The 12,595-nt window shown below is 70.0% G+C and carries 11 protein-coding genes and 1 pseudogene; 9 read left to right on the forward strand and 3 right to left on the reverse strand.

Annotation, left to right across the window (positions count from 1 at the left end; genetic code table 11):
- Positions 1 to 22 precede the first annotated feature (22 nt).
- The 5 genes from ASF41_RS19090 to ASF41_RS19110 all read left to right on the forward strand — a co-directional run bounded on the left by ASF41_RS19090 (position 23) and on the right by ASF41_RS19110 (position 4,058).
- Positions 23 to 1,258 carry a CaiB/BaiF CoA-transferase family protein gene (locus ASF41_RS19090; protein ID WP_056213785.1) on the forward strand — a complete coding sequence of 412 codons (1,236 nt, stop codon included), beginning with the start codon at positions 23 to 25 and terminating at the stop codon, positions 1,256 to 1,258.
- Positions 1,255 to 2,040 carry an enoyl-CoA hydratase gene (locus ASF41_RS19095; RefSeq protein ID WP_056495957.1) on the forward strand — a complete coding sequence of 262 codons (786 nt, stop codon included), beginning with the start codon at positions 1,255 to 1,257 and terminating at the stop codon, positions 2,038 to 2,040. Before ASF41_RS19090 ends, ASF41_RS19095 begins: the two co-directional genes overlap by 4 nt.
- A 13-nt stretch (positions 2,041 to 2,053) precedes the next feature.
- A complete protein-coding gene (locus tag ASF41_RS19100; protein ID WP_056495960.1) occupies positions 2,054 to 2,584 on the forward strand; it encodes a gamma carbonic anhydrase family protein in 531 nt (176 codons plus the stop codon).
- Between the two features lie 393 nt (positions 2,585 to 2,977).
- Positions 2,978 to 3,559, forward strand: coding sequence for a helix-turn-helix transcriptional regulator (locus tag ASF41_RS19105; RefSeq protein WP_056213796.1), 582 nt, complete (start codon positions 2,978 to 2,980; stop codon positions 3,557 to 3,559).
- 256 nt (positions 3,560 to 3,815) lie between these two features.
- A complete protein-coding gene (locus tag ASF41_RS19110; protein WP_156653377.1) occupies positions 3,816 to 4,058 on the forward strand; it encodes a hypothetical protein in 243 nt (80 codons plus the stop codon).
- Positions 4,059 to 4,330: 272 nt separating this feature from the next.
- Here ASF41_RS19110 and ASF41_RS19115 read toward each other — a convergent pair whose 3' ends face one another.
- Positions 4,331 to 5,350, reverse strand: a complete 1,020-nt coding sequence (locus ASF41_RS19115) for a PAS domain-containing protein (RefSeq protein ID WP_056495962.1) — start codon at positions 5,348 to 5,350, stop codon at positions 4,331 to 4,333.
- 498 nt (positions 5,351 to 5,848) lie between these two features.
- On the opposite strand from ASF41_RS19115, the gene pyk reads away from it, so the two are divergent.
- From pyk to ASF41_RS19130, 3 genes are all read left to right on the forward strand, one after another.
- Complete coding sequence (pyk, locus tag ASF41_RS19120) at positions 5,849 to 7,270, forward strand: pyruvate kinase (RefSeq protein ID WP_056495966.1); 1,422 nt, start codon at positions 5,849 to 5,851, stop codon at positions 7,268 to 7,270.
- Positions 7,271 to 7,587: 317 nt separating this feature from the next.
- Entirely contained in the window at positions 7,588 to 8,241 is a 654-nt protein-coding gene (locus tag ASF41_RS19125; RefSeq protein WP_210166996.1) for a FecR domain-containing protein, read from the forward strand.
- Between the two features lie 62 nt (positions 8,242 to 8,303).
- On the forward strand, positions 8,304 to 8,753 hold the full coding sequence (locus ASF41_RS19130; RefSeq protein WP_244479710.1) for a DUF3307 domain-containing protein: 450 nt from the start codon (positions 8,304 to 8,306) through the stop codon (positions 8,751 to 8,753).
- Between the two features lie 10 nt (positions 8,754 to 8,763).
- On the opposite strand, the gene ASF41_RS19135 is transcribed toward ASF41_RS19130, so the two are convergent.
- On the reverse strand, positions 8,764 to 10,890 hold the full coding sequence (locus tag ASF41_RS19135; RefSeq protein WP_056495974.1) for a CHASE2 domain-containing protein: 2,127 nt from the start codon (positions 10,888 to 10,890) through the stop codon (positions 8,764 to 8,766).
- Between the two features lie 174 nt (positions 10,891 to 11,064).
- Between ASF41_RS19135 and ASF41_RS19140 the strand changes: the two genes are divergently transcribed.
- Positions 11,065 to 12,333: an EAL domain-containing protein gene (locus ASF41_RS19140; protein WP_056495977.1), complete on the forward strand. Its 1,269-nt coding sequence runs from the start codon at positions 11,065 to 11,067 to the stop codon at positions 12,331 to 12,333.
- Positions 12,334 to 12,382: 49 nt separating this feature from the next.
- Here ASF41_RS19140 and ASF41_RS19145 read toward each other — a convergent pair.
- Positions 12,383 to 12,595 (reverse strand): annotated as a pseudogene (locus tag ASF41_RS19145) (transporter); the annotation flags it as partial.

The raw sequence follows: 12,595 nt of genomic DNA on the forward strand, positions 1-12,595 counted from the left end.
AGCAACACAGGAGCCGAGCACGATGGACGAACCCGTGCACGACACATCCCGCCCCAGTTCCCGTCCCCTGCCCCTGGCGGGCCTGCGCGTCCTCGACGTGACGCAGGTGATGGCGGGGCCGGTCTGCAGCATGCTGCTCGCCGATCTCGGGGCGGACGTGATCAAGATCGAGCCGCCCGGCACCGGCGACCAGACCCGGGGCGCCATGGGATTCAAGATGAAGGGGCCCGACAGCATGGGCTTCCTCAACATGAACCGGAACAAGCGCAGCCTCGCCCTCAACCTGAAGAGCCCGGCGGGCCGCGACCTCCTCCTCGACATGGCCGAGACCGCCGACATCGTGGTCGAGAACTACCGCCCCGGCGTGATGGCCCGCCTCGGTCTCGGCTACGACGCGATGCGGGCGCGCAACCGCGGCCTGATCTACGCCAGCATCTCGGGCTTCGGGCAGACCGGCCCCTGGGCCAAGCGCCCTGGCTACGACCTCATGGCCCAGGCGATGTCCGGCGTCATGAGCGTCACCGGCCATCCCGGCGGGCCGCCCGTGAAGGCCGGCGTGCCGGTGGCCGATATCGGCTGCGCGCTGTTCGCGGTCTACGGCATCCTCAGCGCCTATATCGGCCGGCAGGCCAGCGGCGAGGGCCAGTACATCGACGCGTCGCTGTTCGATTCGGCGCTGGCCTTCTCGATCTGGGATACGAGCGAGTACTGGGGCACCGGCCGGATCCCGGAGCCCCTGGGCACGGCCAACCGCATGAGCGCGCCCTACCAGGCGGTACGGGCGGCGGACGGCTACTTCGTCATGGGGGCGACGAACCAGAAGCTCTGGCGCCTGCTCTGCGACGTGCTCGGCCGGGAGGATCTGCTGGCCGACGACCGCTTCGGCGACATCGCCGGGCGCCTCGCCCACCGCGAGGTCCTGATCGCCGAGCTGGAGACGAGTTTCGCCGCCAAGACCGCCGAGGAGTGGGTGGCCGATCTCCTGGCCGCCGGCATCCCGGCCGGGCGCATGAACACCTATCCGGAGGCCTTCGAGAGCGAGCACGGCCGCCACCGCCAGATGCGCATCGAGGTGCCCCATCCGATCGAGGGCAACGTGCCGAACATCGGCTTCCCGGTGAAGCTCTCGGGCACGCCGGCCCAGGTCCGCCGCCACGCGCCGCTCCTGGGCGAGCACGCCGACGAGATCCTGTCGGAGCTCGGCCTGTCCGAGGCGGCGGTCGAGCGCCTGCGCGCAGAGGGGGCCTTCGCCGCATGAGTGCGACCACCGACGCGGGGGCCGTCCGCTACCGGGTCGAGGGCGGCGTCGCCCACCTCACCTTCGACCGGCCGGCCGCTCGCAACGCCCTCACCTTCGCGATGTACGACGCCCTGGCGGAAAGCCTCGCGCGCATCGAGGCGGACCCGTCCGTGCGCGTCGCCGTGCTGCGGGGCGCCGGCGGCCAGGCCTTCGTGGCCGGCACGGACATCGAGCAGTTCGTCGGCTTCACGGGCGCGGACGGCGTCGCCTACGAGGCCCGCATCGAGGGCTACGTCGCCGGGCTGGAGCGCTGCCGCGTGCCGACCGTGGCGGTGATCGAGGGCTGGGCAGTGGGCGGCGGCCTCGCCATCGCCAATGCCTGCGACCTCCGGGTGGCGCAGGCCGGGGCCCGCTTCGGGGTCCCCATCGCCCGGACCCTGGGCAACTGCCTCTCGCCCGCCAACCTGCGCCGGCTCACTGCGACCCTCGGCCAGGGCCTCGTCACCCGCATGATGCTGCTGGCCGAGATGCCCACCGCCGAGTCCCTGGCGCCGCTGGGCTACCTCGCCGCCGTGGCGGAACCCGAGCGGCTCGACGCCGAGGTGGCGGCGCTCTGCGAGCGCCTGCTTGGACATTCCCCCGTGACCATGCGGGTCACCCGCGCGATGCTGCGCCGCCTGGAGCGGGACCCGCAGGCCGAGGCGACGGACCTCATCGCGGAATGCTACGGCAGCCGCGACTTCGCGGCCGGGGTCGAGGCCTTCCTGGCCAAGCGGCCCGCGGCCTGGACCGGCACCTGAGCGAGGACGCCGCATGACCCTCTACGCCCTCGGCCCGCATCGGCCGCAGCTCGCCGACCCGGACAGCACTTGGATCGCCCCGGGGGCCCACGTGATCGGGCGCGTCCATCTCGGCCGCGAGGTCTCGATCTGGTTCGGCGCCGTCCTGCGCGGCGACAACGACGAGATCCGGATCGGCGACCGCACCAACATCCAGGACGGGGCGGTGCTGCATGCCGATCCCGGCTTTCCCCTGCACCTCGGAGACGATGTCACCGTCGGGCATCGGGCCATCGTGCATGGCTGCACCATCGGCGCCGGCAGCCTCGTCGGCATGGGGGCCACGATCCTGAACGGCGCCCGCATCGGTCGCAACTGCCTGATCGGTGCCAATGCGCTGGTGACCGAGGGCAAGGCGTTTCCCGACAACAGCCTCATCGTCGGCGCTCCCGCCAGGGCCGTGCGTACGCTCGACGCGGAGAGCGCGGAGCGCCTGACGCAGACCGCCGGAAACTACGTCGCCAACGGCCGCCGCTTCCGCCAGGACCTGCGCGAGCTTCCCTGAGGCACCTGACCGAGGCCGTCGCCGAACCGGCGCGGCCATCGCCGGCCTGACCGGTGGATCGCAGGTCGAACGATCGAGGGGAACGGTCGACGAATCCGCCCTGCCCGATCCGCTCGTCGCCCGAATCAGCCGCTTCGGCGCAATCTCGGCACCGGCCCGGGGCCCGCCGATACCCGAACGTCGTGTGCGCTCGCGTGCAGGCGTCCCGTCGGCCGAGAAGACGTCTGCACATCGTGCCGTTCTGAAGAGGTTCGATCACGCGCGTGAATTCAATTTCGCGAGAACGATAAGTATCGACGCAAACATAGGCGTATTGACCATGCGCGAAGATTGCCTACCGTTATCCAGGGCAGGTGCTGCGCCGGACCGGGTAGGGAGAGGCAGGTCGCGACCATGCTTGTCGGGATGCCATTCCTGCGGGTCTTCGACCGAATGGGCTACGGCGGGCTCGTGCTTTCGACGAATGGACACGTGCTGGCCATCAACGACAGCGCACGCCACATCTTCCAGAGTCTGTTCTGCTTGAGTCGGTCCGAGGTCGAGGTCGAGGTTCTGAACGGGCTCGGGCGCGGGATCGTCAAGCGGTTGCTCGGGCAGGGTCGGGCACGCTTCCAACTGGACAGTGAGAACTGGATCCTGGTGGAGCGCCCCGACCAGCGCCCGCTGATCATGAGTTCCGTGCCGCTTCCGGTCGACGGCGCTGACGGGCCGCACTCGGTCCTGCTGCTGATCGACCTCGACGCGACGCCACTCCTCAACCGCGCCGCCCTGGAGCAGGTCTTCGGATTGACGCGCACGGAAGCGAAACTCGCCACCCTGATGGCCCAGGGCGCGACCCTCGCGGAAGCGGCGGGGCTCCAGGGTGTCCGCGTCGCCACCGTGCGGACCCAGCTCCGCTCGATCTTCACCAAGACCCATACCCATCGGCAGGCCGAACTGGTGATGCTGGTGTCCCGGCTCTCCAGCCTGCCCTGATCGGCGACCCCTTCCATCCGCTCGCCACACTTCCGCATGCCGTCCACGGTGATCGCAGCCCGACCGCGCATGTTCACAAATATATATTGTCATGCAATCGTTGGGATAGGGTCAAGCGAGGATCATGATCGTAGATATATAATGTATCAGAGCTAAGGTTTAAGCGAATACTGGAGTTGTTTAGTCAGTTTGGGGGATGACAGTTCCGGGGATCGGGCGATCTTCGTGCCGTCGTAAAACACGACGGGAGGAAACGATGAAACATTCCATTTCTATCCTCGGATTGGTCGGCCTGTCCCTGGCGGCCATGAGTTCCGCACCGGCCTCGGCGGCCACGAGACAGCAGCGTCTCCCCGCAAAGTACACGGCCCTGGACGCGGCGAAGACGAAACCCGCCATACCGGCCGAGCCCACCACCGCGCGTCAGGATTTCAACGCGGACGGAACCGACATCGCCATTCGCCTCCAGGACGGCCATCACGGCGACGGGAGCCTCTGAGTGGCGCGATGCGGCGCGACGAGGGTCGGGCGCGGTACGAGGCCTGTCCCCGGGCCGTCGGGGGCGGGTCTTCGTGCCGAACCGATCCTCCGCCGGTGCTTGAGCGACCGAATCGCCTCATGCGATCCCGCTCGGCGCGCCATTGATGCGCGCCGGTCCGCGACGGGACCGCGCGTTCGGCGGCAGGGTCCGTCCTCGCGATCATCGCGCCGTGAAATCGTCTCGTCGCGGAATCTTCCGGCGGGCGCGTGCGGCGCAGAGATCCGTCGCCCTCAGCGATGCCCGACGGCGATCAGGCCGTCGTCCATGACGGAGAACCGGATTCCGAACCGTCGCAGCGTCTCCACGGCCTTGTGCCGGGATTGCTGGGCCGTGCCGTCCGGATGCTCCTCCATGCGTTTCACGGTCGACAGGGAGAGGCCTGCGGCCCTGGCGAGATCGGACATGGACCAGTCCAGCAGGGCGCGGGCGGCACGCAGGTGACGTCCGGCGATCGCCTGCTCGAGCCCCTTCAGCAGCATCCCGACGGGTGGACTTCCCCGTGTGCCGAGGGGCCGCGCGAGATTGCTCCAGTCCACCACCTGGCCGCGCCCATCGACGATCGGAACCGTGAAGATCTCGAAGCGCTCCCGCTTCCCGCCGGCGATATAGAGGACCGGCTTCATCGTGTAGACCTGTCCGACCTGGTGCGCCGCGAGGCTTACGGCGCGCCAGTGTTCCCGCTCCTCGGTCACGATCGCCAGAAACGCGTCGTCCGCCGTCTCCTCAGGTGAGAGGCCGGTCAATTCGTAGGCTTCTTCCGTGAAGGTGTAGGCGTAGTCCGGATCGTTGGAGAAGGTCAGGGTCCGGGTGCGGTCGAACAGCGCTCGCCGGCGTCGCCGCTCCGCCGCGAGGGCCCGTCTCAGATTTTCCCGCTCCGTCACGTCGAGGACGCTTCCGGTAATCCCCAGGGGACGTCCGTCGGGGGCCAGGTGGATCTCGCTGCGAAGCGATAGGACGCGATTCGAGCCGCCCGGACGGATCACGCGGATCGTCTGCTTTTCCTGCGACATGGCCCCGATGAGGCCGGAGCCGCTCGCCATCCTCCCACGATCCTCCGGATGCACAAGGCCGATCAACAGGTCGTAGCTTGGGCGGGTCGTCTGAGGATCGAGCCCGAGGATGCGGAACAGGCCGGAGGACCAGACATGCTGGTCGCTGGCGAAGTGCCATTCCCACGTGCCGCTGATGCCCTGGCTGTCGAGGAGACGCAGGAATTGCTTCGACGAGAATGGCAGGCTGTCGACGTCCATCGTCGCAATAGGCCTCGCAGCGAAGAAAACATCCAATGACGGTTTTATTTTTACGGCATTCGATGCGAAAGGCGAAATTTCCCGGATCATTCAACGACAGGTAATCGAATACTAAATCTGAAGTTGCGTCTGCGGCGGCGAAAGCTTCGTCGCGTGCGATCCCCCAGACCGACAGGAGTCGCCGTACCGTTGCGGACGCGCTGGGCGGCACCGATCGGGCGCGTGACGATCAGACCGTCGGCGTCCCGGGATTCGTGTCCGGCATCGCAGCGCGTTTCCGAGCGGGGAGTGGTCCGGCGAGACGGACGGCCGTCCGGCGTTTACCCTGGCGTTGCCCTGCGCTAGGATTTTCGCCTCAGCCGATGGTCGCCGGACGTTCCGGCGGGCCGACATCGTCACCGCTTGCCTCACCCGTCGGGATCACCGTCAGGACGGTGCATCCCGGCGTGATCCTCTGCCTTCGATCCAGGGAGGCGGCCGTGCGCGGCCGTGGGATTCATGCGCCGCAACCGCCACGCCAAGATCGTCGCGACCGTCGGACCCGCCTCGTCGTCTCCCGACATGCTGCACCGGCTCTTCGTCGCCGGGGTCGACACCTTCCGCCTCAACTTCAGTCACGGCACGCAGGACGACCATGCCCGGGTCTACGCGGCGATCCGCACCCTGGAACGGGAGACCGGCCGGCCCATCGGAATCCTCCAGGACCTGCAGGGGCCCAAGATCCGCCTCGGCACCCTGGCGGGCGGGCGCCTCGACGTCGCGCCCGGCGAGACGGTGCGCTTCGTGCTGGAGGGCGCCGAAGGCGACCGGCACGCCATCCCCCTGCCCCACCGGGAGATCTTCCTGGCGGTGGCCCCGGGCCAGGATCTGCTCATCGACGACGGGCGGGTGCGCGTGCGGGTCACCGGCCTGACCGGTGACAGCCTCACCGCCGAGGTGATCACCGGCGGAACGCTCTCGAACCGCAAGGGCGTGAACCTGCCCGGCACCCTCCTCGACCTCTCCCCGCTCACTGTTAAGGACCGGGCCGACCTCGCCTTCGGGCTGGAGCTCGGGGTGGACTGGGTCGCGCTCTCCTTCGTCCAGAAGCCCGCCGACCTCATCGAGGCCCGGGCCCTGATCGGTGACCGGGCCGGGTTGATGACCAAGGTCGAGAAGCCCCAGGCCCTGGAGCGCATCGACGACATCATCCGCCTGTCCGATGCCGTCATGGTGGCGCGGGGCGATCTCGGGGTCGAGATCCCGCACGAGGACGTGCCCGGACGCCAGAAGGAGCTGATCCGGGCCTGCAGGCTGGCGGTCAAACCGGTGATCGTCGCCACCCAGATGCTCGACTCCATGGTCTCGGCCCCGACGCCGACCCGGGCCGAGGCCTCGGACGTGGCCACCGCCATTTATGACGGGGCGGACGCGGTGATGCTCTCGGCCGAATCCGCCACCGGCCAGTACCCGGTCGAGACCGTGACCATGATGGCCCGCATCATCCACCGGACCGAGACGCACAAGCTCTACCGCTCGCTGATCACCGCCACCGATCCGGGCGAGGAGGAGACGCCGCCCCACGCCGTCGCCAGCGCCACCGCGACCCTCGCCGACGCGGTGGGGGCGGCCGCCATCGTGGCCTACACGCTCAGCGGCACCACCGCGGCCCGGATCGCGCGACGCCGGCCGCAGGTGCCCATCCTGGCCCTGACGCCGGATCTCGCGACCTCGCGCCGGCTGTGCCTGCTCTGGGGGGCGCACAGCCTGCGCGCCGATGAGGTGGATTCCTACGAGGCGATGGTGGCCAATGCGCTCGCTCACGCGGTGGAGGAAGGTTTCGCCCTGCCCCACGCCCGTGTCGTGATCACCGCCGGCATCCCCTTCGCGGTGGCCGGTACCACCAACAACATTCGTGTCGCGCAAGTCCCCTCCGCCTAAACCCCCCCTCCGCCTGAGCCGGTCCCTGTCGGGCGGCGCGGTGGGCGTGGATCGAAACCGGCCGAGCACCCGGGCACAACTCTTCGACAATACCGGCAACTGTGCCGTGTTTCGCCCGTCCTCCAGCGTCTAGGCGCGTTTTCGCAAGACGAAGGTCGGACGCGCTTCAACGGGGTCAGGCTATTCAGCGATGCTTAACGGCGCGGGCGTAGACCCCGGGGACGTGTACCGGTGCCTTGCCGTCGTTCAACCCGAGCGGACCTTCGCCTCACCGTCCACGTGCCTGCTCTCCCGCCCCTGTCTCGTGGACGATGACCGTGACCCTGAAATCCGTCGGCACCTTCGCTGCCCTGTTCCTCGTCGGCGTCGCGCCGGCCATCGCCGCACCCCAGCAGGTCGGCGTGGTCGCCAAGGTCGACCGCCAAGCCGTCGCCTCCCAGTCCGGCCAGGCCCGCGACATGGCTCCCCAGGGGCCGGTGTTCTTCAAGGACATGATCCGCACCGGCGCCGAGTCGCGCCTCGAGGCCAAGCTCGCCGACGACACCGTGCTGACCCTCGGCGAGAACGGCAGGCTCACCGTGGACGACTTCGTCTACAAGCCCGGCGCGCAGGGCGGGAAGCTCGCCCTCTCGGTGGCGCGCGGCGCCTTCCTCTTCGTCGGCGGCAAGATCGAAGGGCCGACCGGCGGCAACGTCGCGATCAAGACCGCCGTCGGCACCCTCGGGGTGCGCGGGACGACGGTCTGGGGCGGCGCCATCGACGGCGGCTATGGCGTGCTCGTGCTCGACGGCGAGGTGATGCTCAAGACCAAGCGCGGCAGCGTGCTCATGCGCAAGGGTCAGGGGACGATGGTCTACAAGGGCCGGGCACCCGAGGCGGCCGCCCCCTGGCCGGACGACCGGACCAAGCGCGCCGTGGCGACGGTCACGATCAGCGAACAGGCGCAGTTCGTCCCCACTCTGAACCGCTGACGAATCCTGCGGCAGGCGCCGGGGCGGTGGGATTCTACCCACCGTTCCGGTAGCCTGCGGCGATGCCCGGGCGGTATCGCGGTCCCGCGCCGCCCGACCCTCTGGAGACCGCCCTGGTGCAGGCCCTCGACATGCCCGTCCCCCTGTCGACCCTGGCGGCCCTCCTGGTTGCGATGGCGGCCAAGCATTACCTGATCGACTTCGTCGTCCAGACGGACTGGATGGCCCGCGGCAAGGAGCGGGTCGCGGGCTGGGCGGCGCCGCTCGCCGTCCATGCCGGGACGCATGCCCTCGGCACCCTGGCGATCGCCCTGCTCTACAAACCCGGCCTGTGGTGGCTCGCGCTCCTCGACTTCGTGGTCCACGGACTGATCGACCGGGCCAAGACCCTGGTCGCCCACCGCACCCGCTGGCCCATGACCGACCCGCGCTTCTGGTGGCTGATGGGCTTCGATCAGTTCCTGCACCAGCTCACGAACATCGCCCTGGTGGTGCTCCTCGTCCTCCCCTGAGACTTTCGTCTCAGGCCGCCATGCTGACGGAGCGCTCGCCCGCCCGGATGCGGCGGGCATGGAGCGCCAGGATCGGGTCGTCGGGGTTGGCCGCGTGCAGGCCCAGCAGCGCCTCGGCCGCGCCGGCGTCCCCCGCGACCAACCGCCCGAAGGCCACGCGATAGGCGTCCAGGGCGTCGCTGGCCTGTCCCGTCGGCTCGAAGACCTCGACGCCCACGGATTTGCCCTTCAGCATCAGGGTCCCGATGGGCCGGAAGCTGACGCCGGACACCTGGTCGCAGGTGGTGCGGGCGATGCAGATGCGGGTGCCGAGCGCCTTGTTGGCGGATTCGAGCCGCGCCGCAACGTTGATCGCATCGCCGTGCGCCGTGTAGTCGAAGCGGCGCGTCCCGCCGAAATTGCCGACCACGGCACGTCCGGTATTGATGCCGATGCGGGTCGCGCCGAAGGGGACGCCCTGGGCCCGTTGCCGCTGGCGAAACGCCTCCGCGAAGGCGTCGAGGGCCAGCGCGCAGGCCACCGCCCGCGCGGCATGGTCGGGCTGGTCGAGGGGCGCGTTGAACATGACGTGCACCGCGTCGCCGACGATCTTGTCGACGGTGCCGCCATGGGCCATCGCGATGGAGCACAGGCCGTCGAGATAGGCGTTCAGCAGGTTGACGAGGGCCTCGGCGCCGGAGGCCTCGGTCATCGCGGTGAAGCCCTCGAGGTCGGTGAAGAGGAACGTCATCTCGCGGGTCTCGCCCCCGAGCTTCAGCCGGCCGGGGTCGCTGGCCAGCACCGCCACCAGGTCCGGCGACAGGTAGTGCGTGAAGGCGGCGCGCAGGCGCTGGGCGGAACGCTCCGAGCCCGCATAGCGGGCGAGGCTCCCGCCCGCATGGGCGACGAGGAGGCCGAGGGTCGGCAGCGTCGGGTCGAGGAGCAGGCCGCCCCGGGCGAACAGGGCCAGGGCGGCGAAGGTCGGCACGGGCGCCAGGAAGGCCATGCCGAGCCCGGCGCTGCTGAGCCGCCCGAAACCGCAGGCCAGGGCGGCGGCGAGGCCGAGCACCAGCGCCGCCACGATCTCCGCACCCAGCGCCCAGGCCGGGCGACTGAGCGCTTGCCCGCCGATGACCTGATCGAGGGCCATCGCGTGCAGGTTCACGCCGGGCTCGAACGGGGTCATCGGCGTGGGGCGCAGGTCGGACAAGCCGACCGCGCTGGTGCCGACGAAGACCGCGCGGCCCTGGATCTCCGGGCGCAGGCCCGGACGCTGATCGGGATCGAGCAGGCGCCAGGCGGCGATCGTCGGCGTCGAGCGGGCCTTCGGGAAGTGGAGGGCCAGGGCGCCGGAGCGGTCGACGGAGAGATCGACCGCCCCGACGCGGATCGTGTAGCCGGTCAGGGTCGCGCCATCGCGCTCCGCCCGCACCTTGAAGCTCTCCTCGTCCTGCAGCACCCGCAGGGCGTCGAGGGCGAGGGAGGGCACCAGGCGGTTTCCCACCGTCGCGAGCAGCGGCAGGCGCCGGATGATCTCGTCGCTGCCGGCCGCGATGGTGAAGCTGCCGTGGCCGGCGGCGGCCGCGTCGAGCACGGGCAGGTTCTGGACCGAGCCTCGGAAGTTGGGGACCGTCTCGCCGGGATCGCCGGAGATCGTCGCGAAGCCGGCGCTGCGCGTGACGGGTTCGCCCTGCGCGTCCGGCGTCAGCGCGAAGCCGGCGACGACGCGGCCCCGGGCGAACACCGCCGCCAGGGCGGCATCGTGGTCCGGCAGGGCCGTCTCGGGCTCCGCCGCGCGAAAGCCGAAGCGCCGCGCCCAGTCGGGCACCAGGAGCGCGGGCGAGGTGCGGTCGGGCTCGGCGAAGACCATGTCGAGGGCGACGACGCCGGCGTCGAGGTCCTGCAGGGCCGCGACGAGGTCCGCCACCACGTGGCGCGGCCAGGGCCACTGGCCGTGCCGCTTCAGGCTCTCCTCGTCGATGTCGACGACCCGAACCGCGGCGCCGTCGGTCGCGCGGGGGCTGATCCGTTGGGCGCTGTCGAAGGCCGCCTGCCGCAGGCGCTCGAACGGCTCCGGAACGACGGTCCGCACGGCCAGGAGGGCCAGCACCAGGGCAAGGCCCACGCCCACCGGGGCCAGGCGTCGTGACAGGAACATCGGGGGCAGGCTCCGCGCGGGGCGTTTTCGCGATCAGTCTCGCGCCGCCGTGCTGAGATCTCGTTAAGGATAGGAGACGGCGCGTGAAACAAAGCGGTTGCCGTTCGCCAGCTCTTAACCGGCCCCCGGCACGGTTCGCACCGGGCCATCACTGTGCCCAGCCTGGAACCTTCCGTGCCGCGTTCCCAAGCGAAGTCCCTGGACCATCATCACCTCCCGGCCGGTGCGCGCCTGTTCTCGGCCGGCGACCTGGGCGATGCGGCCTACCTCATCGTGAGCGGCCGATTGGAGATCGTCCTCGAGCGTCCGGAGGGGGACCTCATCCTGGCGCATCGCGGCCCCGGCGAGATCGTCGGGGAAATGGCGATCCTCGATCACCAGCCGCGCTCCGCCGCCGTGCGGGCCCTGGAGGACAGCGAACTCGTCGTCATCACGGAGGAGCAGCTCGCCCACCGCATCGCGCAGACCGATCCGATCCTGCGGATGTGCCTGGGCGTAGTGCTGTCGCGCTACCGGCAGACGGTGGCCATCCTCGAGCAGATGAAGGGAACGGCGCCGCCGCCGGTCCTCGGCGCCGATGCCCCCCCGTCCGAGACCTTCGCGGCCGCCCTCGGCGCCCTGTCGCTGGAGCGCGAGATCCGCGCCGGCCTGCGCAACGGCGAGTTCGAGCTGTACTTCCAGCCCATCGTGCGGCTGTCGTCCCGGCGGCTGGCCGGGTTCGAAGCCCTGATGCGCTGGCGCCACCCGACCCGGGGCCTGGTGCCGCCCATCGAGTTCATCCCGGCGGCCGAGGCGTCCGGTCTCATCGTCGACCTGACCGCGTATGCCTTCGAGGAAGTCGGGCGGGTCTTCCCCGAGCTCCTGCTCGCTGCCCAGACCAATCCCGGCGCGCTCGACGGTCCGCTCTTCATGACCGTCAACGTCTCGGGCCGCGACCTCGCCGGCGCCTCGTTCCCCGAGATGATCGCCGACTTCCTGGCGCGGACCCGGATCGCCCCCTCCAGCCTCAAGATCGAGGTCACGGAGAGCATGCTGATGGACGATCCTGAGCGTGCCGCTGCCGCGCTCACGCAGTGCCGGAACGCGGGCCTCGGGATCGCGATCGACGATTTCGGAACGGGCTATTCCTCGCTGAGCTATCTGAGCACCCTGCCGGTGACGACCCTGAAGATCGACCGCGCCTTCGTGCGCACCCTCCTGGCCGACCAGACCAGCCGGGGCATCGTGCAGACGATCCTCCGGCTGGCCGACGATCTGGCGGTGTCCGTGGTGGCCGAGGGAATCGAGCAGGCCGGCGAGGCCGACCTTCTCGCCGGCATGGGCTGCGCCTTCGGCCAGGGTTTCTATTTCGGTCGGCCGGCCCCCCTGGCGGGCGCCCTGAGCGCCATCGCGACCTGGCCCACCCCGACCGACCATCAGGCCGCCCTCCGCTTGATCGCCTGACCGAAGCGACGGGCGCGGCGCGGCTCCGAGGAACGGTTTTCGAGAACCGCTATCGGCGTTCGATCCGCCCCGGGCCCGTCAGTGGGACGGATGGCGCGGCGGCGTTGGTGCTCTCCTTGTAGATCGGCACGATGACCCGGAGCCAGCCTCGGGTCTCGCGGCCGCCGTAATTGCGCTCGACCACGTCCTGGGTGACGTAGGCCTGCAGGTTCACCGGGCCGAAATTGTACCCGACGAGGCCGCCCACCGCGATCTGGCCCTG

Origin of the sequence: Methylobacterium sp. Leaf111, assembly GCF_001423285.1 — a bacterium.
In the GTDB taxonomy this organism is placed as follows: domain Bacteria; phylum Pseudomonadota; class Alphaproteobacteria; order Rhizobiales; family Beijerinckiaceae; genus Methylobacterium.

Bases quoted from the DNA above. Each gene is read 5' to 3' on its own strand.
- ASF41_RS19130 (WP_244479710.1), top strand. From the start codon at position 8,304: ATGCCCGGGCGGTATCGCGGTCCCGCGCCGCCCGACCCTCTGGAGACC.
- ASF41_RS19090 (WP_056213785.1), top strand. From the start codon at position 23: ATGGACGAACCCGTGCACGACACATCCCGCCCCAGTTCCCGTCCCCTG.
- ASF41_RS19105 (WP_056213796.1), top strand. From the start codon at position 2,978: ATGCTTGTCGGGATGCCATTCCTGCGGGTCTTCGACCGAATGGGCTAC.
- pyk (WP_056495966.1), top strand. From the start codon at position 5,849: ATGCGCCGCAACCGCCACGCCAAGATCGTCGCGACCGTCGGACCCGCC.
- ASF41_RS19095 (WP_056495957.1), top strand. From the start codon at position 1,255: ATGAGTGCGACCACCGACGCGGGGGCCGTCCGCTACCGGGTCGAGGGC.
- ASF41_RS19135 (WP_056495974.1), bottom strand. From the start codon at position 10,890: ATGTTCCTGTCACGACGCCTGGCCCCGGTGGGCGTGGGCCTTGCCCTG.
- ASF41_RS19110 (WP_156653377.1), top strand. From the start codon at position 3,816: ATGAAACATTCCATTTCTATCCTCGGATTGGTCGGCCTGTCCCTGGCG.
- ASF41_RS19115 (WP_056495962.1), bottom strand. From the start codon at position 5,350: ATGGACGTCGACAGCCTGCCATTCTCGTCGAAGCAATTCCTGCGTCTC.
- ASF41_RS19100 (WP_056495960.1), top strand. From the start codon at position 2,054: ATGACCCTCTACGCCCTCGGCCCGCATCGGCCGCAGCTCGCCGACCCG.